The sequence below is a fragment of the Methylobacterium sp. CM6257 genome, from assembly GCF_054611515.1.
Genome location: NZ_CM137735.1, coordinates 1,153,106 through 1,176,791, shown reverse-complemented (window position 1 = coordinate 1,176,791; position 23,686 = coordinate 1,153,106). Strand labels below are relative to the sequence as shown.

The 23,686-nt window shown below is 68.1% G+C and carries 24 protein-coding genes; 13 read left to right on the top strand and 11 right to left on the bottom strand.

Annotated elements, in window-relative coordinates:
* Positions 1-122: 122 nt before the first annotated feature.
* Together ACYCO6_RS05665 and ACYCO6_RS05660 are read right to left on the bottom strand one after the other, a co-directional pair.
* Complete coding sequence (locus ACYCO6_RS05665; RefSeq protein WP_459770128.1) at positions 123-3,287, bottom strand: efflux RND transporter permease subunit; 3,165 nt, start codon at positions 3,285-3,287, stop codon at positions 123-125.
* A gap of 49 nt (positions 3,288-3,336) precedes the next feature.
* Positions 3,337-4,626, bottom strand: coding sequence for an efflux RND transporter periplasmic adaptor subunit (locus ACYCO6_RS05660; protein ID WP_459770126.1), 1,290 nt, complete (start codon positions 4,624-4,626; stop codon positions 3,337-3,339).
* Positions 4,627-4,923: 297 nt separating this feature from the next.
* Here ACYCO6_RS05660 and ACYCO6_RS05655 point away from each other — a divergent pair, with 297 nt between their 5' ends.
* Together ACYCO6_RS05655 and ACYCO6_RS05650 are read left to right on the top strand one after the other, a co-directional pair.
* Entirely contained in the window at positions 4,924-5,151 is a 228-nt protein-coding gene (locus tag ACYCO6_RS05655) for an HOOK family protein (protein ID WP_459770124.1), read from the top strand.
* Between the two features lie 416 nt (positions 5,152-5,567).
* Positions 5,568-5,747, top strand: coding sequence for a hypothetical protein (locus ACYCO6_RS05650; protein WP_459770122.1), 180 nt, complete (start codon positions 5,568-5,570; stop codon positions 5,745-5,747).
* Between the two features lie 15 nt (positions 5,748-5,762).
* Here ACYCO6_RS05650 and ACYCO6_RS05645 read toward each other — a convergent pair whose 3' ends face one another.
* Together ACYCO6_RS05645 and ACYCO6_RS05640 are read right to left on the bottom strand one after the other, a co-directional pair.
* Positions 5,763-5,924, bottom strand: a complete 162-nt coding sequence (locus tag ACYCO6_RS05645) for a hypothetical protein (protein ID WP_459770119.1) — start codon at positions 5,922-5,924, stop codon at positions 5,763-5,765.
* A gap of 46 nt (positions 5,925-5,970) precedes the next feature.
* Complete coding sequence (locus ACYCO6_RS05640; protein ID WP_459770117.1) at positions 5,971-6,585, bottom strand: cysteine hydrolase family protein; 615 nt, start codon at positions 6,583-6,585, stop codon at positions 5,971-5,973.
* A 53-nt stretch (positions 6,586-6,638) separates the two neighbouring features.
* On the opposite strand from ACYCO6_RS05640, the gene ACYCO6_RS05635 reads away from it, so the two are divergent.
* The 7 genes from ACYCO6_RS05635 to ureG all read left to right on the top strand — a co-directional run bounded on the left by ACYCO6_RS05635 (position 6,639) and on the right by ureG (position 12,159).
* A complete protein-coding gene (locus tag ACYCO6_RS05635; RefSeq protein ID WP_459770115.1) occupies positions 6,639-6,851 on the top strand; it encodes a hypothetical protein in 213 nt (70 codons plus the stop codon).
* Positions 6,852-6,918: 67 nt separating this feature from the next.
* The gene (locus ACYCO6_RS05630) at positions 6,919-7,932 is read left to right on the top strand and encodes a LysR family transcriptional regulator (protein WP_459770113.1); all 1,014 of its coding nucleotides are present in this window, start codon (positions 6,919-6,921) and stop codon (positions 7,930-7,932) included.
* Between the two features lie 68 nt (positions 7,933-8,000).
* Positions 8,001-8,621: an urease subunit gamma gene (locus ACYCO6_RS05625; RefSeq protein ID WP_459770111.1), complete on the top strand. Its 621-nt coding sequence runs from the start codon at positions 8,001-8,003 to the stop codon at positions 8,619-8,621.
* Between the two features lie 2 nt (positions 8,622-8,623).
* Positions 8,624-10,351: an urease subunit alpha gene (gene ureC / locus ACYCO6_RS05620; RefSeq protein ID WP_459770109.1), complete on the top strand. Its 1,728-nt coding sequence runs from the start codon at positions 8,624-8,626 to the stop codon at positions 10,349-10,351.
* Between the two features lie 13 nt (positions 10,352-10,364).
* Entirely contained in the window at positions 10,365-10,856 is a 492-nt protein-coding gene (locus ACYCO6_RS05615; protein WP_459770107.1) for an urease accessory protein UreE, read from the top strand.
* Entirely contained in the window at positions 10,819-11,532 is a 714-nt protein-coding gene (locus ACYCO6_RS05610) for an urease accessory protein UreF (RefSeq protein WP_459770104.1), read from the top strand. Before ACYCO6_RS05615 ends, ACYCO6_RS05610 begins: the two co-directional genes overlap by 38 nt.
* Before the next feature lie 9 nt (positions 11,533-11,541).
* Complete coding sequence (gene ureG, locus ACYCO6_RS05605; RefSeq protein ID WP_459770102.1) at positions 11,542-12,159, top strand: urease accessory protein UreG; 618 nt, start codon at positions 11,542-11,544, stop codon at positions 12,157-12,159.
* A 48-nt stretch (positions 12,160-12,207) separates the two neighbouring features.
* Here ureG and ACYCO6_RS05600 read toward each other — a convergent pair whose 3' ends face one another.
* Positions 12,208-12,435, bottom strand: a complete 228-nt coding sequence (locus tag ACYCO6_RS05600; RefSeq protein WP_459770100.1) for a hypothetical protein — start codon at positions 12,433-12,435, stop codon at positions 12,208-12,210.
* Between the two features lie 197 nt (positions 12,436-12,632).
* Between ACYCO6_RS05600 and ACYCO6_RS05595 the strand changes: the two genes are divergently transcribed.
* On the top strand, positions 12,633-12,836 hold the full coding sequence (locus ACYCO6_RS05595; protein WP_459770097.1) for a DUF3311 domain-containing protein: 204 nt from the start codon (positions 12,633-12,635) through the stop codon (positions 12,834-12,836).
* Positions 12,833-14,296, top strand: a complete 1,464-nt coding sequence (locus ACYCO6_RS05590; RefSeq protein WP_459770094.1) for a sodium:solute symporter family protein — start codon at positions 12,833-12,835, stop codon at positions 14,294-14,296. The genes ACYCO6_RS05595 and ACYCO6_RS05590 overlap by 4 nt, the downstream gene beginning before the upstream one ends.
* Positions 14,297-14,302: 6 nt before the next feature.
* Here ACYCO6_RS05590 and ACYCO6_RS05585 read toward each other — a convergent pair whose 3' ends face one another.
* The 4 genes from ACYCO6_RS05585 to ACYCO6_RS05570 all read right to left on the bottom strand — a co-directional run bounded on the left by ACYCO6_RS05585 (position 14,303) and on the right by ACYCO6_RS05570 (position 17,795).
* Entirely contained in the window at positions 14,303-15,076 is a 774-nt protein-coding gene (locus ACYCO6_RS05585; RefSeq protein ID WP_459770092.1) for an ABC transporter permease, read from the bottom strand.
* Positions 15,073-15,978, bottom strand: coding sequence for an ABC transporter permease (locus tag ACYCO6_RS05580; protein ID WP_459770090.1), 906 nt, complete (start codon positions 15,976-15,978; stop codon positions 15,073-15,075). The genes ACYCO6_RS05585 and ACYCO6_RS05580 overlap by 4 nt, the downstream gene beginning before the upstream one ends.
* 67 nt (positions 15,979-16,045) lie before the next feature.
* A complete protein-coding gene (locus ACYCO6_RS05575; RefSeq protein WP_459770088.1) occupies positions 16,046-17,104 on the bottom strand; it encodes an ABC transporter ATP-binding protein in 1,059 nt (352 codons plus the stop codon).
* A gap of 4 nt (positions 17,105-17,108) precedes the next feature.
* Positions 17,109-17,795, bottom strand: a complete 687-nt coding sequence (locus ACYCO6_RS05570; protein WP_459770086.1) for a Crp/Fnr family transcriptional regulator — start codon at positions 17,793-17,795, stop codon at positions 17,109-17,111.
* 245 nt (positions 17,796-18,040) lie between these two features.
* On the opposite strand from ACYCO6_RS05570, the gene ACYCO6_RS05565 reads away from it, so the two are divergent.
* A complete protein-coding gene (locus ACYCO6_RS05565; RefSeq protein WP_459770084.1) occupies positions 18,041-18,952 on the top strand; it encodes a UDP-3-O-acyl N-acetylglycosamine deacetylase in 912 nt (303 codons plus the stop codon).
* A 20-nt stretch (positions 18,953-18,972) separates the two neighbouring features.
* Here the strand turns inward: ACYCO6_RS05565 and ACYCO6_RS05560 are convergent, their stop codons facing one another.
* Positions 18,973-20,034: an HD-GYP domain-containing protein gene (locus tag ACYCO6_RS05560; RefSeq protein WP_459770082.1), complete on the bottom strand. Its 1,062-nt coding sequence runs from the start codon at positions 20,032-20,034 to the stop codon at positions 18,973-18,975.
* Between the two features lie 321 nt (positions 20,035-20,355).
* On the opposite strand from ACYCO6_RS05560, the gene ACYCO6_RS05555 reads away from it, so the two are divergent.
* Complete coding sequence (locus tag ACYCO6_RS05555) at positions 20,356-22,221, top strand: ABC-F family ATP-binding cassette domain-containing protein (protein ID WP_459770079.1); 1,866 nt, start codon at positions 20,356-20,358, stop codon at positions 22,219-22,221.
* Positions 22,222-22,292: 71 nt separating this feature from the next.
* On the opposite strand, the gene ACYCO6_RS05550 is transcribed toward ACYCO6_RS05555, so the two are convergent.
* Entirely contained in the window at positions 22,293-23,594 is a 1,302-nt protein-coding gene (locus ACYCO6_RS05550; RefSeq protein ID WP_459770077.1) for an aspartate aminotransferase family protein, read from the bottom strand.
* Between the last annotated feature and the right edge of the window lie 92 nt (positions 23,595-23,686).

Below are 23,686 nucleotides of genomic sequence, written 5' to 3'. Positions count from 1 at the left end.
GCTGGAAATGGCTGAACTGGGTCGGCGCCGGGCTGCGCCAAGCGGGGACCGGTGACACGGGCGCGCGGCCGTGGGCATCGCGTCGTCACCGCTCGCGAAGACGGCGCGGGTCGGACCCGGCATCACTCTGCCGCGCGCAGCGTGGGCGGTCCGCGGACTTCCTCCACCGGCTCCGAGTCCTGCACCGCCTCATCCACCGCTTCCGGCTTGTCGCGAAAGGACAGGCGATGCGCCAGCCGGTCGAGGTAGATGTAGATGACCGGCGTCGTGAACAGCGTCAGCACTTGGCTCACGGCGAGGCCGCCGACCATGGCGTAACCCAGCGGCTGACGGATCTCCGATCCGGTCCCGGTGGCGATCATCAGCGGGATGCCGCCGAGAAGCGCGGCCATCGTGGTCATCAGGATCGGGCGGAAGCGCAGCAGCGCGGCCTGCCGGATCGCCTCCTCGGGCGTGAGCCCCTCCTCCCGCTCCGCCACGATGGCGAAGTCGACCAACATGATGCCGTTCTTCTTCACGATGCCGATCAGGAGGATGATCCCGATCAGCGCGATCAGGCTGAAGTCAAATCCCGCCCACATCAGCACTGCCAGGGCGCCGACGCCGGCCGACGGCAGCGTCGACAGAATCGTGATCGGGTGGATGAAGCTTTCGTAGAGGATGCCCAGGATCAGGTAGACCACGAAGAGGGCAGCCAGGATCAGGAGCGGAACCGTCGACAGCGATTGCTGGAAGGCCTGCGCGGTGCCCTGGAAGCCGCTCACGACGGTGGGCGGCACTTGAAGGTTCCGCATCGCCCGGCCGATCGCCTCGGTGGCCTGACCGAGGGCGATGTCGGGAGCGAGGTTGAAGCTGATCGTCACCGCGGGAAACTGACCCTGGTGGTTCACCGAGAGCGGCGCCACCGGCACGGTTGTCCAGCGGGCGAAGGCTGCGAGCGGCACCTGCCCGCCGCCGTTCGGTGCCTTGATGTAGATCTTGTCGAGGCTCTCGACGCTGCCCTGCAGCACGGGAAGCACTTCGAGCACCACGTGGTAGCTGTTGAGCTGCGTGAAGTACTGCGCGATCTGGCGCTGGCCGAACGCGTCATAAAGGGTGTCGTCGATAAGCTGGGGCGTGATGCCGTACCGCGAGGCGGCGTCGCGGTCGATCGACAGCGTCAGGGTCGTGCCCCGCGTCTGCTGGTCAGTGGCGACGTCGCGCAGCTCCGGCAGTGTCTTCAGCCGATCGAGGATGCGCGGCGCCCAGGTGTTCAGCTCGGCGAGATCCGGATCCTGAAGTGTGTACTCGAACTGCGTGCGTGACGTGCGGCCGCCCGTGCGCACGTCCTGCGTGGCCTGGATGAAGGTCCGGATCCCCCCGACCTGCTCGAGCTTCGGGCGCAGGCGGCCGATGACCTGGAACGCGTTGACGTCACGCTCGTCGCGCGGCTTCAGCGTGATGTACATCCGACCCGAATTCAGCGCCTGCCCGTTGCCGCCGAGCGACATGCCCACGGTGGCCACCGCCGGATCGGCCTGAACGATCGCGCCGACCTTCTCTTGGAGCGTTTTCATGGCCGAGAAGGAGATGTCCTGGGACGCCTCCGTGACGCCGATCATGAAGCCGGTGTCCTGCTGCGGGAAGAAGCCCTTCGGGATGGCGACGAACAGGTAGCCGGTCAGCGCCAGCGTGGCGAAGAAGACCAGGAGCGTGACGCGGCGGAAGCGGAGGGCGACATCGAGGGCGTCGGCGTAGACCGAGAGGAGCCAGTCGAACCCGGCCTCGCTCATCCGGTAGAAGCGGCCGTGGCGCTCGGCGCTGTGCGGTTTTAGCAGCCGTGAGGCCATCATTGGGGTGAGCGTCAGCGACACGAAGGCCGAGACCGCGATCGTCATCGACAGCACGACGGCGAACTCGCGGAACAGCCGTCCGATGATCCCGCCCATGAGGAGGAGCGGGATCAGCACGGCGATCAGCGAGACCGAGATCGACACGATGGTGAAGCCGATCTCGCCCGCGCCTTTGAACGCGGCCTCCATGGGCCGCATTCCCTCCTCGACGTAACGGCTGATGTTCTCCAGGACGACGATCGCGTCGTCCACCACGAACCCCACCGAGATGGTCAGGGCCATCAGGGAGAGGTTGTCGAGGGTGTAGCCCGCGATCCACATCAGCGCGCAGGCGCCGAGCAGCGCGAGCGGCACGGTCACGCTGGGGATCACGGTCGCCCAGAAGCTGCGCAGGAAGACGAAGATCACCGCTACGACCAGCACGATGGTCAGCATCAGGGTGAACTGCACGTCCTCCACAGAGGCCCGGATGGTCTGCGTGCGGTCGCTGAGAATGCCGACCTTGATGGCGGCCGGGAGGGTGGCGGTCAGGCGCGGCAGCTGGGCCTTGATGCTGTCCACCGTGTCGATCACGTTGGCGCCGGGCTGCTTGAACACCACCAGGAAGATGCCGCGCTGGCCGTTGGTCCAGCCGGCCTGCTTGGTGTCCTCGGGCCCGGCCACCGCGCGGCCGATGTCGCGCACGCGCAGCGGCGCGCCGTTCTGGTAGGCAACGATCACGTCGTCCCAGTTCTTGGCCGCCGTGAGCTGGTCGTTGGCGTAGATGGTGTAGCTGTGGGTCGCGCCGTCGATGCTGCCCTTGGGGTTGTTGACCGTCGTGAGCGTGAGCTGCGTGCGCACGTCTTCCAGTGAGAGCCCCTTGGCTACGAGCTTGGCGGGATCCACCTGAACCCGCACCGCGGGCTTCTGCTGGCCGCCGATGAAGACCTGCGCAACGCCGGAGATCTGGCTGATGCGCTGGGCGAGCTGCACGTCGACTGCGTCATCCACCTCGATCAGCGGCATGCTGTCGGAGGTGGCCGAGAGCAGGAGGATCGGTGAGTCGGCTGGGTTGACCTTGCGATAGGTCGGTGGGCTCGGGAGGTTCTTCGGAAGCTGGCCGCCGGCCGCGTTGATCGCCGCCTGGATGTCGCTGGCCGCACCGTCGATGTTGCGGTTCAGGTCGAACTGGACGGTAACCGTCGAGATCCCGAGGGAGCTCGTCGATGTCATCTGCGACACGCCCGGGATCTGCGAGAATTGCCGCTCCAGCGGCTGCGCCACCGAGGACGCCATGGTCTCGGGGCTCGCGCCGGGTAGCTGTGCGGTCACCTGGATCGTCGGGAAGTCCACCTGCGGCAGGGGCGCGACGCCCAAGAGCGGGTAGGCCACCACCCCGAGGAACAGGATGCCGATCATGATCAGCGTGGTCGCCACCGGGAACCGGATGAAGGGCGCCGAGATGCCGCCTTTCATCGCTGGCCCCCGCCAGAATGCGAAACCGCCATGCCAGGATGCGCTCTCATCAGCGGCCGGTCTCCGCCTGCCGGCCCTGTCCCTGCTCGCCCGTCGGCTCTGCCTGGGCGGTGTCGGATGCGTGCGGATCGGCCACGAGGCTGCCCTCCTGAACCTTGTACTGCCCGGCGGTGATCACCCGCTCGCCGGGCTTCAGGTCGCCGCTCAGAATCTGGGTCCGACCGGAATCCGAGCGCCCCGCCTTCACGGCGCGCTGGTGCGCCCGGCCGGCCTCGTCCACCGTGAAGGTGAACAGGCCCTCGGGGCCGTGCTGGATGGCATTGTCCGGCACCGTCGTGGCGGTCGCGACCGTGCCGACCCGCATCTTGGTGGAGACGGACAGGCCCGGCCACAGAACGTGGTTCCGGTTCTCGTAGACGGCCTTGAGCCGGATCGTGCCGGTGGCCGTGTCGACTTGGTTGTTGAACAGGGCGAGCTTGCCGTCCGCGAGCTTGGTGACGCCGTCCGAGCTCCAGGCCTCTACCGGGACGTCGCCCCGGTGCAGGGCCGCGGTGATGGCCGGAAGCTGGTCCTCGGGTGCTGTGAACACCACGAAGATCGGCTCCACCTGTGTGATCGTGACGATGGCCGACTGGCCCGAGGCGTTCACGATGTTGCCGATATCGACCTGCCGGAAACCCGTGACGCCGTCGATCGGTGCTCGGATCGTGGCGTAGCCGAGCTGGGTCGCCGCGTTGTCGATCGCGGCCTGATCGGAGGCGACCTGCGCAGTGAGCTGGGCGACCAGAGCAGATTGCGTCTCGGTCTGCTGTCGGGACGCGTAGGCGCCGAGGCCCGTGTAGCGAACGAGATCCGCCTTGGCGTTGTTCAGGTTCGCGGTGTCCTGCTCCTTCTTGGCCTTCGCCTGATCCAGGGTCGCCTGGTACGGTCGCGGATCGACCTGAACCAGGATGTCGCCCTTGTGGACGGTCTGGCCCTCGCGGAATGCGACCTGCTGGATCTCACCGTCGACGCGGGTTCGCACCTGAACGGTGTTGTAGGCCTGGACGGTGCCGAGCCCGTTCGACACAAGGGCGAAGGGCCCCTGCTCGACGGTGCCGAGGGTCACCGGCACCGCCGCCGGTGCAGCCGCCTTCGGCTTGATGACCGGCTGATTGAGCCGCGTGTACCCATACGCGCCGCCGCCAGCGACGGCGAGCAACAGCAGGAGGATCCCGAACCTGCGTGACCGCCGCGGGGGTTGGTCACCCTTCGTCCGCGGCGTGCCGCCGCCGGCATGAATGGCAACGACGTCCTCCGACGGAGATGCGTCGCGAGGGTGCTCATCGCCGCTCAGCATGCGCCTGTTCCCGCCCCAAGGTCTGGCCGTTTTGAGAGCCGAACGAATTTTGCATTCAGTAGCATACAATCCGAAGCGCCGACACCGCGGCGAAACGCCGATTCGGGCGGTGTTGCGCGACTCCGGGGCGTGCAACGGATGACGGTGCGGGCTAGCTTCGGCGCACTGGCCGCCCAGCGCCGGCCGCCGGTCCGGCATGACGATCCGGCGGCAGATTCGCCACGAAGGGCGAAATGGGATGGCGCGGCATCAGGGGCCCGCGACCGTCGCGTCGTGGAAATGAGAGCAGGACGCCGTATGGCTTCGACTTTGGAACTGGACGGACTGCTTGAACTGCGCGCGGCCCTCCTCGAGGAGCGGCAGATCATCGTGGCCTCCGTGCGCAAGCTGCGGGATGCGCGCCGGCAGAAGGGCACATTCGTGCTGGGCGACGGCTCGGAAGCCGGGCCGCGCCTCGTGGCCGTGCAGCAGCAGATCGACGTGGTGGAATCCATCATCGCCACAGTGACGAAAGCCGAGAGCTGACGCGCATCGATGGAGCACCATTCGGAAGCCCTGCGCGCGTCGCGATCCAGTGGAGGCTTCGCACGGCTCGGTATCCGGCATGTTTCTGAGCGTTGCGCAAGCCGATCGCCAGATGGCTCCTCCCGAGCGCAGACCAGATGTTGAATTCGCGCAAGGGCGCACCGGGCCGAAATCTAAAAATTACCAATTTCATCAAAGCTGGCAGGAAGAGAACTCAAATAACGGCGAGAGAAGATCGCGTCTTGTTCCGAGAAAGCGCCCGAAGCCCCCGCATCGACCCGAGTGAAGCTTCGCCCGCGGCGATCCTCCGGAGTGACGGTCGCGTCGGTTTGTAGGGACGTTGCGCGAGTTTCGGGCTGGACCAAGGAAGTGCTGTCCTGATAGCCCACCGCAACCCGAGGCGCAGGACTACTCAGATGGACGTCTTTGAGCAGACCGACTCTGCGCTCGACGCAGGAGAGACTGTCGAACCGCCGCGCCGGACCGACGCCGAGGCTCTCTGGATAGCCATCGAAGCGGATAGGCGGGCGCGGGACGAGCGCACGGCACGGTTGCGCGCCATGCGTCTTATCGACGGGGACGACGAGGCGGCCTGACCCGGCCGGGCTACGTCAGCCCTCGTCCATGGCGGTATCGGGCAGCCGCGCCGCCAGAGCGAATCCGACCGCCATCGCGATGGCCTCGGCCTGTGCGATCAGCGCCGGATCGCCGGCGTCCCGCGCGGCCTGCAGCAACGCGATCGCGTGTCCGCCGAGCCGCACATCCGCATCCACGGCCCCGCTTTGGGCATCACGCCTCGTGCTGTCGTTCTGAACTCGGTCAGTCATTGGCGTGTGTGGCCGTTGATGCGGCAGCCGCAGGTGCAAAGGGCGCGGAGGCGGCAATCCAGGATTGCGTGTCGGTGACATTGGCGAAGACGCGCATGACCGCGCTCACCGAGCGGTGGATCTCGTCGGCGGCGATGCCTTCGAGGTCGTGGCTGGCCGAGGCATCCGACAGGAAAGTCACCTCCTGGCCCCGGTGGAAGCCGTCGACCGCGGTGGCCAGGCAGGCTGCCTCGCCGGCGAAGCCCGCGATCACGAGGGGGGAACAACCACGCTCCATCGCGTCGGCGAAGGCCGGGCTCGCGTAGCAGGAGGGACGGTCCCGGTCGAAGATCATATCGCAGCCATGCGGCTCGAAGCCCTCGATCCAGCGGGCAAAACGGGTTCCCGCCTGAAACAGCGGGGCGCCGATCCAGCGGACATACGCGACCTGGATGCCGCTCTCCCGGGCGTGGTCCAGGGCACGGCGGCAATTCTTCAGGGCCGGCGCGATCCCCGCGAGGGCGAGCGGACGGCCCGCGACCTCGTATTCCTGCTGGATATCCACCAGCACCAGCACTGGAACGCTGCGCGGGCGACGGTAGAGCGCCGGGTTGATCGGCCGCGTCATCGCGCCGAGACCCACTGAGCGACGGAGGGCCGAGTGACCGGGCGGGTCCGGGAGTGATCGAGGGTGCCGGCCTTGAGCCAGCGGCCCTCGGGCCGGATGAAGACAACGAGATGGCGGGCGACGTGGTCAACCTGCAGGGAGCCCAAGCTATGGCGCGGCTTGCCCAGCAGCAGCGTCGCATCGCGCTGATCGGCGTCGCGCGCGGTGAACGCGGATCGTGCAACGTGAACCGCCATCGGACGACCTGTCATTCGGACACGGATTGACGTTGCAGCACTTCGCATCTAGCGCTCCCGCTGTATGTGCAAAAATTGAAACAGGGGTGTTCCGCGGATGGAACAAGCCGAGGGCGATCGCACCACGATGCCCGACTGGCAGAGCGTCCGGGTTTTCCTCGCCCTGCATCGATCCGGCAGCTTCCGCGCCGCGGCCTCGCAACTCGGCCTCTCGATCAATTCGGTGCGGCGACGGGTCGGTGACCTCGAAACCCTGACGGGTGCCCCGCTCGTGACCCGCCACGTCGACGGCGTGCGGCTGACGGCAGAGGGGCGGGCGATCCTGGAAGCGGCCGAGCGCATGGAAGCCGCGGCCTTCGGTCTGGTGCGGGCGGGCGAGATCGGGCCTCTCGCAGAGACGGGCGAGGTGCGGATCGCCGTAACGGAAGGGCTCGGCGCATTCTGGCTGGCACCGCGCCTCGTGGAGTTTCAACGCGCCAACCCGCGGCTCACCGTGGACCTGCGCTGCGCCATGGAATCCGCGGATGTCCTGAGGCTCGAGGCCGATGTCGCAATCCAGCTGACGCGACCGACGAGCCCGGACCTGCGCGTGGTCAAGCTCGGTCGGATGCACGTTATGCCCTATGCCGCGCGCAGCTACGAGCAGACCTACGGCCTGCCCGCCAAGCCGGCCGATCTCGAACGTCATCGGATCGTGATCCAGGCTGCCGGCCAGACGATCGGTCTTCAGGACTACGCCCGGAATGTCCCGGGCTTCCCTTCCGCCGTACCGGTGACGCTAAAGATCAATGTCAGCAGCGCGTATTACTGGGCGATCGCCAAAGGTGCCGGTATCGGCCTGCTCCCAACCTATGCCACCGCCATAGGGGCGCAGGTCATACCGATCGATAATCTCGGCCGGTATAGTCTCGACATCTGGCTGACTTACCATCCCGACGGAGAGCGGATCGGTCGCGTGCGCCGAGCCATCGACTGGCTTCGGGCGTCGTTCGATCCCAAGCGCTTTCCGTGGTTCCGCGACGAATTCATCCATCCGCGCGACCTGCCGAGCAGCGTCATGGGCGAGGCGCTTTCCAACCTGTTCGCGGGGTTCTCCGCGATGGCGGAATAGCCTGCGCCGTCCTTGACCGCGCTTCGCGCATGATCCTTGCTCCCGCGCTCGCGACGACGAGGTTGCCCGTGCTCTTGACGCCCCGTGAGAAGGACAAGCTGCTGATCGCCATGGCCGCGCAGGTGGCGCGAAACCGCCTGGCGCGCGGCGTCAAACTCAACCACCCGGAGGCGGTGGCGCTGATCACCGACTTCGTGGTCGAGGGCGCCCGGGACGGGCGCACCGTCGCCGAGTTGATGCAGGCCGGCGCCACCGTGCTCACCGCCGAGCAGGTCATAGAAGGCGTGGCCGAGATGATCCACGACATCCAAGTCGAGGCCACCTTTCCGGACGGAACGAAACTCGTCACCGTCCACCACCCAATCCGGGGCGCGGCATCCGTCGACGTGCCCGGGGTCGTGACCACCCAGCCCGGCGAGATCGTGTTCAACGCCGGTGCAGAGCGCACGGTGGTCGAGGTCGCCAACACGGGCGATCGGCCCATCCAGGTCGGTTCCCACTACCACTTCTACGAGGTCAATCCGGGTCTCGTTTTCGAGCGCGAACGGGCCCGGGGCATGCGCCTCGACATCGCTCCGGGGACCGCGGTGCGCTTCGAGCCGGGTTCGACCCGGGCGGTCACGCTGGTACCGCTCTCCGGCGGGCGCACCGTCTACGGGTTCCGGGGCGACGTGATGGGCAAGCTGTGACCATGGCCAACTCTCCGAAGCCCGCGAGCCTTCCCCGCGCCGCTTACGCCGACATGTTCGGCCCCACCGTGGGCGACAGGATCCGCCTGGCCGACACGTGCCTGGAAATCACGGTCGAGCGCGACTTTACCACCTACGGGGAGGAGGTGAAGTTCGGCGGCGGCAAGGTCATCCGGGATGGAATGGGCCAGAGCCAGGCGACGAATGCCGGCGGCGCGGTCGATACCGTCATCACCAATGCCGTTGTGCTCGACCACTGGGGCGTCGCGAAGTGCGATGTCGGCATCGTGCGCGGCCGGATCTTCAAGCTCGGCAAGGCCGGCAATCCGGACGTGCAGCCCGGCGTCGACATCGTGGTCGGGCCGGGCACCGAGGTCATCGCCGGCGAGGGCAAGATCCTGACGGCCGGCGGCTTCGACAGCCACATCCATTTCATCTGCCCGCAGCAGATCGAGGAGGCGCTCTGCTCCGGAGTCACCACGATGCTCGGCGGCGGCACGGGGCCGGCCCACGGGACCTTCGCCACCACCTGCACGCCCGGTCCGTGGCACATCGCCCGGATGATCGAGGCGGCCGACGCCTTTCCGATGAACCTCGCCTTCGCCGGCAAGGGCAACGCCGCGCGTCCTGACAGCCTGGTCGAGATGGTGCGGGCGGGCGCCTGCGCGCTGAAGCTGCACGAGGATTGGGGCACCACGCCCGCGGCGATCGACACCTGCCTGTCGGTGGCGGATGCCCACGACATCCAGGTCATGATCCACACCGACACGCTCAACGAGTCGGGCTTCGTCGAGGACACGATCGCGGCCTTCAAGGGCCGGACCATCCATGCCTTCCACACCGAGGGCGCCGGCGGCGGGCACGCGCCCGACATCATCAAGGTGGCGGGGCTGCCGAACGTGCTGCCCTCCTCCACCAATCCGACGCGGCCCTACACCCGCAACACCATCGACGAGCATCTCGACATGCTCATGGTCTGCCACCACCTCGACCCGTCGATCCCGGAGGATCTCGCTTTCGCGGAGAGCCGGATCCGGCGCGAGACCATCGCGGCCGAGGACATCCTGCACGATATCGGCGCGCTCTCGATGATGTCGTCGGACAGCCAGGCCATGGGCCGGGTGGGTGAGGTCATCATCCGCACCTGGCAGACAGCCGACAAGATGAAGCGCCAGCGGGGCGCCCTGCCGGGCGATACCTCGGGCACCGACAACCTGCGCGCCCGGCGCTACGTCGCCAAGTACACGATCAATCCGGCGATCGCGCACGGCATCTCCAGGCATATCGGCTCCATAGAGCTCGGCAAGCTCGCGGATCTCGTGCTGTGGACACCAGCTTTCTTCGGCGTGAAGCCCGATCTCGTCCTGAAGGGCGGGAGCATAGCGGCCGCTCCGATGGGCGACCCGAACGCTTCGATTCCGACGCCCCAGCCGGTGCATTACCGTCCCATGTTCGGCGCCTACGGCCGGGCACCCTACGCCACCGCCCTCACCTTCGTCTCGAAGGCAGCCGTCGAGGACGGCCTGCGGGAACGTTTGGGCGTGCAGAAGGAAGTGGTCGCCGTCGAGAACGTGCGCGGCGGCATCTCGAAGAAGAGCATGGTGCTGAACGACGCTACGCCGGTGATCGAGGTCGATCCCGAAACCTACGATGTGCGGGCCGACGGGGAACTTCTCGTCTGCGAGCCCGCCGAGGTACTGCCGATGGCGCAACGCTATTTTCTGTTTTGAGATGTCTCCCTCCATGATCCGCGCCACCCGCATCCTCCGCCGGGACGCCCTGGCCGGCGGCGAGATCGTCGACCGCGTCGTGCTCGACCACGGCGACCGGCATCGCCGTCGCGTCGCCATGCGCGGGACCGGCGGTCTCGACTTCCTGCTCGACCTGCCGGAACCGGCGGTGCTTGAGGATGGGGATGCGCTGGTTCTGGAGGACGGACGGCTGGTCTGGATCGAGGCGGCCCCCGAGCGGCTCCTGGAGATCCGGGCCCCGAGCGATCACGCCCTCAAGCGGCTCATCTGGCACATCGGAAACCGCCACATCCCGGCCGAGATCGGCGCGGACGCCGTGTGGATCGCCTACGATCATGTGCTTGCCGAGATGGTCCGGGGGCTGGGCGGCAGCGCCGAGCCGGTGGAACGCCCCTTCCGTCCGGAGGGGGGTGCCTATTCCGGCGGGCACGGCCACGACCATCCGCATGGCGGATACCACCATCACCACCATGCCGCCGGCTGAGACCCTGGACGCGCTCCGGCTCATGGCGTGGCTGTCGCCAGGGTATCCGGTCGGTGCCTACGCGTACTCGCACGGCCTGGAATGGGCGGTCGAAGCGGGCGACATCCGGGATGAAGCGAGTCTCACGGAGTGGCTCGGCGACCTCTGCGCGCGTGGCTCCCTGCGCAACGACCTGATCCTCGCGGCGCACGCCCACCGGGCCGCGCTGGCGCACGATGGGAATGCGGTCGACCAGATCAACGACCTCGCCCTGGCGCTGGCCCCGTCCCGCGAACTGCACTTGGAGACCAGCCAGCAGGGTCGCAGCTTCCTCGACGCGACGCTCGGGGCGTGGCCCTGCGAAGCGCTCGCGGCGTTGGCCGAGCACCTTCCGGGTGCGATCGCCTATCCCGTGGCTGTCGGGACGGCAGCCGGCGCGCATGGCATGGCGCTGGCGCCCGTGCTCGCGGCCTACGGTCTCGCCTTCGTGCAGAACCTCGTTTCGGCGGCCCTTCGGGCGGCACCGGTGGGCCAGGCGGCGGGAACGCGGGTGGTTGCCACCCTGGCGCCGCGCGTCGTCATGCTCGCCGAGGTCGCGCGCGCGGCGGAGCTCGACGCGATCGGCGCCGCCACGTTCCGCCTGGATCTCGGCTCCTTCCGGCATGAGACCCAGTATTCCCGCATCTTCAGATCCTGAGCGCGCACCATGACATCCGCGAACGGCCCTCTCCGCGTCGGCATCGGTGGCCCGGTGGGCTCCGGCAAGACCGCCTTGGTGGAACAGCTCTGCAGGCGCTTCCGCGATCGCTACGAGATCTGCGCGATCACCAACGACATCTACACCAAGGAGGATGCGCGCATCCTCACCGTCGCGGGCGCGCTGCCGGAGGAGCGCATCCTGGGTGTCGAGACCGGGGGCTGCCCTCACACGGCGATCCGCGAGGATGCCTCGATCAACCTCGCCGCGGTGGCCGAGATGAGCCGCCGCTTCCCGAAACTCGATCTGGTCCTGATCGAATCCGGAGGCGACAACCTCGCGGCGACGTTCTCGCCGGAACTCGCCGATATCACACTCTACGTGATCGACGTGGCGGGCGGCGAGAAGATCCCGCGCAAGGGCGGCCCCGGCATCACCCGGTCGGACCTCCTGATCGTCAACAAGACCGACCTCGCGCCCCTGGTCGGCGCGGACCTGTCGGTGATGGAAGCGGATACGCGCCGGATGCGCGGCGCGCGTCCCTACGTGTTCGCCTCTCTGCGCGGCGGCGCGGGTGCCGACGACGTGGCGCGCTTCATCGAGGAGGCTGGCGGCCTCGGCCGCTGATCGGCCAGCCTCGCTCTCGGTCGCGTCACTCCCGGCGGTGCGTCGAGACTATCGCCCGGCCTCAGCGGAGCGCGATCGCGCCGCGGTCGTCGACGGCATGCCCATCAACGCATCGAGCCGGCTCATCCGGGCGCTGAAGCCGTCCATCGCGTTCTGCCGGGCCTTGAGTGCCGCGTTGGCCGGCGGCTTGGCCGGCGCCCGGACTGGACGGGCCTCGGCGACGGCGGTCGCCGCAAGCAGAGCGGCCAGGGACAGGATGGTCAGCGTTCGGGTCATGACGGAGGTCCCTCACGATCCGCTGCGTCGACCAGCGGAAGCCTCACGAGATTATGTCTGTGCCAAGCGTGGCCGCGTGCGCAAGCGCACAATGCATCGCGGACCGGCTTAGGCGGATCTCTATCGGGCCGGAGGATTGACAGTCCAGGACGACTGATCCACGCCGCGGTATCGGGGGCCTCTAAACGGTATCGCGCATGCGAAATCTGCGGTGGCTCGCCGCCCTGCCCTTTTTCGGCATCCTGGTCGGCCCCTTCTTCCTGAACCGGGTCGAGCCTTTTGTCCTCGGTCTCCCGCTGCTCCTCGCCTGGCTCGTGTTCTGCGTGATCGGAACCGCGGCCGTGATGGGGCTGATCTACATGACCGATCCCGACAACCGCCGACCGGAGGACCCGCGATGAGCGTCGCGCTCCTCATCGTCGCGGCCGGCTTTGCGCTGGCGATCGGGCTGGGGCTCTATGCGCGCCTGGGCCGGGAGATGGGCCTGGAGCAGTGGACGGTCGGCGGCCGCGGCTTCGGCACGGCGCTGGTCTTCCTGCTGATGGCCGGCGAGATCTACACGACTTTCACGTTCCTGGGTGGCTCAGGGATTGCCTACGGGAAAGGTGGCCCGGCGTACTACATCCTCTGTTACCTGACGCTGGCCTACGTGACCTCCTACTGGTTGCTGCCGCCGGTCTGGCGCTATGCCAAGCGGCACGGCCTCTACACGCAGCCGGATTTCTTCGCGCGCAAATACGAGAGCCGGGCTCTCGGCATCCTGGTGGCGCTGGTCGGGATCGTCGCGCTGGTTCCCTACCTCGTGCTCCAGTTCAAAGGGCTGGGGATCATCGTCTCCACGGCCTCCTACGGGGCGATCTCAGCGACAAGCGCGGTCTGGATCGGGGCTGCGGCGCTGACCGCCTACGTGGTCGTGTCGGGCGTGCACGGATCGGCCTGGACGGCGGTGATCAAGGACATGAGCATCCTGGCCGTCGTGATCTTCCTCGGGATCTACCTGCCCCTGCACTATTACGGCGGGTACGAAGGCCTGTTCCGGGCGATCGAAACCGCGAAGCCCGGCTTCCTGGCCCTGCCCGAGCGCGGCCAGAGTCCGACATGGTTCTCCACCACGGTCCTGCTGACGGCCCTCGGCGGCTATATGTGGCCGCACACCTTCGCGTCGCTCTACACCGCGCGGGAGCCCAGTGCATTCCGGCGCAATGCCGTCATCCTGCCGGTCTATCAGCTGATCAACCTGTTCGTGTTCATGATCGGCTTCACGGCAGTGCTGCAGGTCCCGGGCCTGACCGGTTCGGATGTCGACCTGTCGCTGTTCAAGCTCGCGCTCCAGAGCTTCCCGCCCTGGTTCATCGGCATCATCGGCGCCACCGGCGTGCTCACGGCCTTGGTCCCGGGCTCGATGATCCTGATCGCCGGCACGACCCTGGTGGCCAACAATCTCGTCCGCCCGCTGCGGCCGGGCATGGACGACGCCGCGACCGCGCGGCTGTGCAAGATCCTGGTGCCGGTGCTCGCGCTGATCTGCGTCGGGTTCACGCTGAAGGGTGGCGACACGATCGTGCAGTTGCTGCTGATGGGCTACAACTTCGTCACGCAGCTCTTCCCCTGCTTCATCGCCAGCTTGATGCGGCACAATCCGCTGGATCGGCGCGCGGCGGCGGCCGGCATCCTGGCGGGCGTGGCCACAGTCGCCGCGACGGTCCTCAGCGGATTCAGCCTGTCGAAGCTCGCCTTCCTGGGTCCGCTCCAGGATGTGAATGTCGGCGTTGCGGCGCTGGTGGTGAATGTCTTGGTCACGGTCGCGGTGGCGCAAGTGACGCGCGCGACCGCGACGGCCGACACGCAAGCCGCGGAGTAGATCGCGTCAGACTTGCCCCCGCCGGGCGGTCAGCCAGGAGGCGAGGATCACCGCCGCGCTCACGAGCCCGACGAGGAGCGTGGATGCGGCGTTGATCTCGGGGTTCACCCCGAGGCGGACCCGGCTGTAGAGCCGCATCGGCAGCGTGGTCGAGCCCGGGCCCGAGATGAAGCTGGCGATCACGAGATCGTCCAGCGAGAGGGTGAAGGCGAGGAGTGCCCCGGCCACCACTGCCGGTGCCAGCAACGGCAACGTGACGGTGGTCAGGACGCGCAGCGGCGGCGCACCGAGATCCGCCGCCGCCTCCTCCAGGGACCGGTCGAGGCCGCGCAGGCGCGCCGCGACCACTACGGCGACGAAGCCCGTGCAGAACGTGGCGTGCGCGATGATGATCGTGATCATGCCGCGGTCGAGGCCGATGCCGATGAACATCAGCAGGAGCGACAGGCCGATCATCACCTCGGGCATCACCATCGGCCCGAAGACGAGGCCGGTGAACAGCGACCTCCCCCGGAACCGGCCCTGCCGTTCCAGGGCCAGGGCCGCCATCGTGCCGAGCACTGTGGCGATCAGGCTCGATAGCACCGCGACCCGCAGCGACACCCAGGCGGATGCCAGGAGAGGCGCATCCGCCAGGAGTGCGCCGTACCATTGGGTCGAGAAACCGCCCCACACGGTCACCAGGGGTGAGGCGTTGAACGAGTAGGCGATCAGCACGAGGATCGGCGCGTAGAGGAAGCCGAGGCCGAGGATTAGAGCGGCGCGGGTCACCCAGGTCATGGCCCCTCCTCCGCGCGCAGACTGTCGCGGAACAGCACCACCGGGCCGATGACGATGGCGAGGATCAGGACGGCGACCGCGGAGGCCAGTGGCCAGTCGCGGTTCGAGAAGAACTCGGTCCAGAGTACTCGGCCGAGCATCAAAGTCTCCGAGCCGCCGAGCAGGTCGGGGATCACGAACTCGCCGACCATCGGGATGAAGCAGAGCCCCGCGCCCGCGACGACGCCGGGCAGGCTGAGGGGCAGGGTCACGCTCCAGAACACCCGGGTCGGCGAGGCGCCGAGATCCGCGGCCGCCTCACGAAGGACGGGGTCGAGGCGGTTCATCACCGCGTAGAGTGGCAGCACCATGAAGGGCAGGTAGGCGTAAACGAGGCCGATGATCACCGCGGCGTCGGTGTTGAGGATCGTCAGCGGCTTGGTGATCAGCCCGAGGCGGATCAGTACGAGGTTGAGCAATCCCTCGGGTTTGAGGATGGCGATCCAGGCGTAGATCCGGATCAGGAAGCTCGTCCAGAACGGCACGACCACCAGGGCGACGAGGACGGGCTGCCAGCGGGAGGGTGTCCGGGCCAGGGCATAGGCGAGCGGAGTGCCGAGGGCCACGAGGATCAGGCTCGCGGTGGCCGCGTAGATCAGCGAGCCGAAGGCGGCATCGCGGTAAAGCGGGTCGGCGTAGAGCGTAGCGTAATTGTCGAAGTTCAGGGCTTCGAGAAAGGCCGACCAGCCGTCGAGACCGGCCCGCCAGTCGAGCACCGGCAGGTAGGGCGGGATCGCTGTCGCCGGCTCGGACAGGCTGATCTTCAGCGTGATCGTGAACGGCAGGAGGAAAAAGGCCGACAGCCAGATGAATGGCGGGAGCCGCACGAGCCGGCCGGACTGCGTCCGCGCTTTGCCACTCACGAGGGTTGCTCCACGGATGCAAGCGGCGCTGGGAGGACGTGTGGACGGTTCGTCGGCGCGGACGACCTCATGCGGGCAGGATCACCGCGGCGTCGGCCACGAAGCCGGCGCGCGACTCCGAACCCGCAGGCTGACCTGCATCCGTCGGGCGCCCGCTGGCCCGCAAGGTGGATCCGTCGGGCAGGCGCAGCGTCCGGCGCAGTCGATCACCCAGGAAGGTGGCATCGGCGATGACGACCGGTAACCCCTCGGTCCCGAGGACGAGATCCTCCGGACGCACCGCCACCACTACCGGCGTGCCCTCTGCCAAGGGCGCCGCTGTGACGCCGTACACCGTTCCGTGCGCGGTCCGCACCGCGCGGGCGCCACCCATCCCTTCGGGCCCGAGCCGGCCGGAAATGAGGTTCACGTCGCCCAGCAAACCCGCCACGAAGCGGCTGGCCGGCCGCCTGTAGAGTTCGGTCGGCGGCCCGATCTGCACGAGACGGCCTGCTTCCATGACCCCGATGCGATCGGCGAGCATCATCGCCTCCTCGGGATCGTGGGTGACGACCACGAAGGCTGTGCCCAGCCGCCGCTGCACCGCGCGCAGCTCCCCTTGCGTCTCCTCGCGCAGGCCGCGGTCGAGGGCGCCGAGGGGTTCGTCGAGGAGAAGCAGCTTCGGCTCCCGGGCGAGCGCCCGGGCCAGGGCCACCCGCTGCCGCTGACCGCCGGAGAGTGTTTCGGGGCGCCGATCTCCGAACCCGTCGAGGCGGACGAGGCGCAGCAGTTCCGCCACCCTTGCTGCAACCTGAGCCCGTCCCAACCCCTTGAGCCCGTAACCGATATTGGCCGCCACGCTCATGTGCGGGAACAGGGCGTAGGACTGGAACATCATGTTCACCGGCCGCCGGTGCGGGGGCAGCGCGGTGAGATCCTGATCGCCCAGGCGGATCCGCCCTGACGTCGGTGTCTCGAATCCCGCGATCATGCGCAGGAGGGTGCTCTTGCCGCAGCCGGACGGCCCGAGCAGACAGAAGAACTCCCCGGGCCGGAGGTCCAGCGTCACCGCGTCCACGGCGCGGTGCGTGCCGAAGACCTTGGTGACCTCCTCCAGCCGTAGCCGCGGCGCCGACGTCTCGGACAAGGGCTCAGGAATCCTCGCGCAGCGCCTCGGCCACGCGCGCTTCGAGGAGATCCGGCCGGCGCAGGACCAGGGCGCCACGTGTACGATCGACCAGCCCCTCGGCGGCCATGGCGGTGAACTCCCGCGTCACCTGCTCGCGGCGGCAGCCGATCCGGGCGGCGAGGACATGGTGGTAGGGCGGCGGTGAGACCACTCGCTCCCCCGACGCCCCGGTCCGCGGCACCGACAAACGCAGCAGTTCGGCGTAGAGACGATGTTTCAGGTCGAGCAGTGCGTGCTCCATGAGCCGGGTGTTCAACTCGCGCACCCGCTTGGCAAGCAGCCGGAACAGCCGGTCGGCGATAGCCTCCGAGGCGAATACGATCTGCCGGAACACCGGCGCCGGCACCACGCAGACCTCGCCGCGGGTGAGCGCCGTGACGTTGGCCGAACGGCCGATCCCGTCGATGGCGGCCAGTTCCCCGAAGAACGCTCCGCCCCGCATCTCGCCGAGGATCACCTCCTTGCCGGATTGGGTGCGGTTCAGGATCCGGACCTCGCCGGCGGCGATGAAATAGACGTCCGTCGAGATGTCATCGAAGTCGACCAGCACTTCGTTCTCGTCGAAGCGGCGCCAGTGGCAGCGCGACTCGTAGGTGCTGAGCTCGATGCCCGGATCCTTGAAGAAGGGTATCGTCCCCAACCGCGCCATCGATCGTGTTCCCTTAATTCCGGCCTCCGTCCCTGCCCTGACGGGTTCCGGCCAGCAACTCTAAGGACGGGAGCAGCCCGCACAGTAAAGCCGCGCACCGTCCCGGCGGCGCTCGATCGATTGGGCAGGATTGATGGTGACGGCGACGGGCGGGTCGGTCAAGCCAGGCTTGGCTGAACAGGAGTTTATTAGCGTGGATCCGGAAGGAGGGCTAACTTGCTGCGCCGCCCCGGCTGGCGACTCCGATGCTGCAAGAGTTCCGCGTTACCCATCCCGATCCCTGCACGGCCGCACCGCCCTCACGCCGGCAGGCCACCCTCTCCGCCGCGTTCGAACGTTCGGGGCGCAGCCTGCATTCCGGGCGGCACGCCACCGTGCGCGTCTGCCCCGCCCCGGCCGGACACGGCATCGTCTTCCGCCGGCACATGCCGGACGGGTGCACCGTCGACGTGCCGGCGCTCTGGCAGTACCGGGAGTCGCAGCCGCTTTCCTCGGCGCTCCGCCGCGAGGGTGTCCTCGTGCGGACCATCGAGCACCTGATGGCATCGCTCAGCGCCTTGCGGATCGACAACATCCTCGTCGAGATCGACGCGGACGAGTTGCCGATCTTCGACGGCAGCGCCGCGCCCTGGTGTGAGGCGATCCGGATCGCGGGTCGCAGCGAGCAAGGGCAGCCGTGCCGGGTGATCCGGATCCTACGGCCCGTCGCCGTCGAGAGTGGACGGCGGCACCTCCGGATCGAGCCTGGCGCGGGCCTGCAGATGACCGGCCATATTGCGCTCGCGCATTTCGGATCCATCAACTGGTCGGGCGTCATCACGCCGGAGAGCTTCGAGCGCGAGATCGCGCCGGCGCGCAGCTTCGGCCGGTACGCCCGTGCCATGGCGGGCCGCGCCTACGGATACGTGACGCGCAAGGATTTCCTGCAGGGCGTATCGCCCCGATCGGCGGCGCTCCTCGTGCGGGGGCGGGTGCTCGGGGGAATGCGTGTCCCGGAGGAGCCCGTGCGCCACCGGATCCTCGACTTAATCGGGGATCTCGCCCTGGCGGGAAACCCGGTCGAGGGACGCGTCTCTGCCTTTCATACCGGGCACGAGCTGAACCACGCCCTCGTCGCGGCCCTGATGCGCGACACCTCGGCCTGGGTACTGACCTGAGGCCGTCGCACGGACTGCCGTCAGGCCGAGGCGCGCACGGGCGTCTCGCAGGCAGCGGCCACGCGACCGAAAGCGCGCACGAGATCGACGTCGAGCTTGGAGCCCATCTTCTCGAGGATCCCGTAGGCCTCCCGGGCTGGCTTGGGGGCCTTGTACGGACGCGCCTCAATGAGCGCGGCGAAGATGTCGCAGATCGTGATCAGCCGTACCAGATCCGGGATTTCCTCGCCGCGAAGGCCGTCCGGGTAGCCCGACCCGTCGAGAAATTCGTGGTGTGAGCGGACGACCGACAGGGTGAGTGCGTCGTAGCCCCCCTCAAGGAGCATGCTGTGACCGAGCACCGGGTGCCTGTCCATCTCGTGCCGCTCCTCCGGCGTGAGCGGGGCCGGCTTGTTGAGGATGGCGAGGGGGATTTTGGCCTTGCCGATATCGTGGAGCAGCGCACCCTTGATCAGGTGGTGGGAATCGGACTCGTTCAGGCCGAGCGTCTGCGCGAAAGCGGCGGCAAGGCCGGCGACGGTCAGGCAATGCTGGTGGGTCACGTCGTCGAAGCTCGCGACCACGTTGAGCCAGTCGCGGACCTTCGCCTCGCGGATCGCCCGGTTCACGAGGGCTGCACCGGCTTCCACGACCACCGGCGCCGGCGCCCGATCCCGCCGGAAGATCTGGGTGAACGCGGCCCGCGCCTCCCTGGCCTGGTTCCGCAGATTACCCCTCACCGGGGCGGCGCCCGTGCTAGCCGTCAGGTTGGCAACCGCATTGAGCAGCATGGCGCTTGCCGCGGAGGCCGACAGCACCCGTGTCGCCCCGAGGGCGGTCGCCTGGATCTCACCGCGCCCCAGATTGCCGTGGACCAGCGCGAGGAAAGGCGTTTCGACGCCGCGCGCGATCGCCAGGGCCTGCCGGAGGCGACGTACGGATTCGGAGGTCATCGCGCTCACGTCGCTGATGATCAGCGACGCCCCCGTCGGCGGAGCGCCATCGCCGTAGAGGTCGTGGAGGACGGCGGTCCCGCCGCCGAGACCGCGCGCAAGACGATCGCCCCGGCCGATATCGTCGGTCAGGATCAGGATTCGGCCCAAGACGTCCCTCCTGTCATACGCCCCCTCCCGGCGTACAGTTCCCGAGCCATGGCGCGTCGCTCGACAGCGCGTCCAGCCGCAACAATCACCGCCGGCGTCCGCAATCGGACCAATGGAACGAGCATTGCGGCCTGGTCACTGGCGATAGAGACAACAATCGCCGCTCGATTGATGCGATTCCGTTAAAATGCCAGCCGATGTTGGCGTTGCGCAGCACCGAAACCATCTCCGCGTCCGTCCGTAAGCTTGCGGTCCCCGGCACGATCGGGCTGCGCCGACGCAGCGCTTGCCTCGCCGCCTCCGGACGGCCAGAACGCCGCCATGCTGCGCGTCAATGACCTCACCTACCGCATCGGCGACCGTCTCATCCTCGATTCCGCGAGCTTTACGATCCCGGAAGGCGCCCGCGTGGGTCTCGTCGGGCGCAACGGCGCCGGAAAGACCACCTTGTTCAAGGCGATCCTCGGCGACCTGCCGGTGGACGCCAAGTCGATCGCGCTGCCCAAGGGCATGCGGATCGGCGCCGTCGCCCAGGAAGCGCCGGCCGGTCCGGAGACGCTGCACGCGGTGGTGCTGGCCGCCGATACGGAGCGCGCCCGGCTGATGGCGGAGGCCGAGCACGCCGACGGTCTGCGCAGGGCCGAGATCGAGACCCGGCTTGTGGATATCGGCGCGCATTCGGCGCCCGCCCGCGCCGCCGCGATCCTGCACGGCCTGGGCTTCGACGCTGCCGCGCAAGCGCGGCCCTGCTCGGACTTTTCCGGCGGCTGGCGGATGCGAGTGGCGCTCGCCGCCGTGCTGTTCTCGGAGCCCGACCTGCTCCTCCTTGACGAGCCGACCAACTACCTCGACATCGAAGGAACCCTCTGGCTGTACGACTATCTGGAGCGCTACCCGCGCACCGCGATCATCATCAGCCACGACCGGGACCTGCTCGACACCAGCGTCGACCACATCCTCCATCTCGATCGGGGGAAGCTGGCGATCTATCGCGGCGGCTACACCAGCTTCGCCAAGCAGCTCTCCGAGAAGCGCGTTCTACAGGCCAAGGCGAAGGCCAAGCAGGATGCGGAGCGGGCGCATCTTCAGAGCTTCATCGACCGGTTCAAGGCGAAGGCCACCAAGGCACGCCAGGCACAGTCCCGGATGAAGCGGCTCGCCAAGATGGAGCCAATCGCGGCGCTGCTCGAGGACGACGTGCCGGTGATTCACCTGCCGAGCCCCGAGAAGCCGCTATCCCCGCCCATCGTCGCCATGGAGCGGGTGAAGGCCGGCTACGGCGATCGCATCGTGCTCACGGGCCTCGACCTCAGCCTCGCCCCGGATGACCGGGTAGCGCTGCTGGGCGCCAACGGCAACGGCAAATCGACCTTCTGCAAGCTGATCGGCGGACGCCTCGGGCCGCTCGCCGGCGAGGTCAAGCGCTCGTCCAAGATGGAGGTCGCCTACTTCGCCCAGCACCAGCTCGACGAATTGCGCCCTGCCGAGAGCGCCTACGCGCATGTCCGGACGCTGATGCCTGACGTGCCCGAGGCCAAGGTGCGGTCGGCCACCGCCCGGCTCGGCTTCGGCGCCAACAAGGCCGACACGCCGGTGGAGAAGCTCTCGGGCGGCGAGAAGGCGCGGCTGCTCATGGGGCTGGCCGCCTTCCACGGTCCTCATCTGCTGATCCTCGACGAGCCCACCAATCACCTCGACATCGAGAGCCGGCAGGCGCTCGTCGAGGCGATCAACGATTACGAAGGGGCCGTCATCCTGGTCTCCCACGACCGCTTCCTGGTCGAAGCCTGTGCGGATCGGCTGTGGCTGGTTTCCGACGGCACGGTGAAGACCTTCGACGGCGATATGGACGATTACCGCCGGTTCGTCCTGTCCGGCCCGGAACGGGAGACCGAGCGCGACTCGGAACCCTCCGGCGGCCAGAAGGCCGAGGCGCGGCGCGCCGGCGTCGAGCGCCGCGCGGCGCTCGCCCCGCTGCGGAAGCGGCTGGAGGCGATCGAGGCGCGGATGGCGAAGCTCACCGCCGCGATCCAGAAGATCGACGCGGCCCTCGAGGATGGAACCGCCTTTCGGGAGAACGCCACCAAGGCTGGCGAGATCGCCAAGATGCGAGCGGACGCCGCGAGCGCGCTCGCGACTGCCGAGGAAGAATGGCTGACTGTGAGCGCCGAGATCGAGGCGGCGTGAAGCCCGGGCCTGACGGGGCCGGCTGAGGCGCGCGGAGCCGCAGCCGTCGTCATTGCGAGCCCAAGACAGCTTCAAACAGACGTCTCGATCGCCCGCTCAAGGATGTCGACGCCGAGGTCGATCTCCGCGTCCGTCGCCGTCAGCGGCGGAGCGATCCGGAATACGCCGCCCATTCCCGGCAGCTGCACGATGTTCATGCTGAGCCCGAGTTCGAGGCAACGCTTGGTGATCGTCTCCCCGAGTTCCGGCGCCGGCACCTTCGTGTCGCGGTCGGCGACGATTTCCACGCCCTGCAGCAGGCCGCGCCCGCGTACGTCGCCGATACAGGCGAAGCGGTGCTGAAGCGCCCGGAGCCGGATCGCGAGCCGGGCGCCGGCCTCCTCTGCCCGGGCGACGAGCCCGTCGCGCCGGACGATCTCGAGCACCTTGAGGCCGACCGCGGCCGGAAGCGGATCGGAGACGTGCGTGGTGTAGAATAGGAACTCGCGCTTGTGGCACAGATCCTCGATCTCCGCACTCGTCGTAACCGCCGCAAGCGGCAGGCCGGCGCCCAGGGTCTTGGAGAGCGTGAGGATATCCGGCACCACCCCGTCCTTCTCGCAAGCAAACATCAAACCCGTGCGACCGATGCCGGTCTGCGCCTCGTCGAGGATGAGCAGCATGCCGCGCTCGGAGCATTTGCGTTTCAGCGCGGCAAGATAACCGGGCGGAAGGTCGATGATCCCGCCCGAGCTGAGGATCGGCTCGGCGAGGAAGGCCGCGAGGTTGCCGGTGGATTGCCGGTCCACGAGCGCGAAACCGTAGTCCAACTCGGTCTGCCAGTCCGGGGCGCCGTCCCGCATGAAGGCCGGACGGTAGGCGTTGGGGGCCGGAATCGCGAAGGAGCCGACCGGGGCCGGGCCGTAGCCCTTGCGGCCGGCGCTGTAGGTCGCCGAGGCGGCGCCCGCCGTCATACCGTGCCAGGACTGTGCGAAGCTCACCACCTCCCAGCCGCCCGTCACAAGCTTGGCCATGCGCAGCGCGGCCTCGTTGGCTTCCGCGCCGGTTGTGAGCAGCATCGTGCAATCGAGGTTGCCCGGGGCCAGATTGGCCAATTCGGTGGCCAGATCGACCACGGGGCGGCTCAGCATGCCGCTGACCAGGTGGTCGAGATTCCTGACATGGTGCGCCGCGACCGCTGCAATCTCAGGGTGACCGTGCCCCAGGATGGCGCTCATCTGGCCGGAGGTGAAATCGAGGATCTTGCGGCCGCCGGCGTCGTAGACGAAGCTTCCCTGTGCGCGCTCGATGATGACGGGCGCAAAGCTTCCGCCATAACGCACCAGATGCCGGCCTGCGCGGGCCCAGAAATCCGGGTCGGCGTTGTGCGTCATGGTCGATCCTGCTCCCTCGGCTGTTCGCGGGATGCTAGGAGCAGGGCAGCCTGTCGAAAAGCTTATCGTTCTGAACCGAGACTTCAGCGATT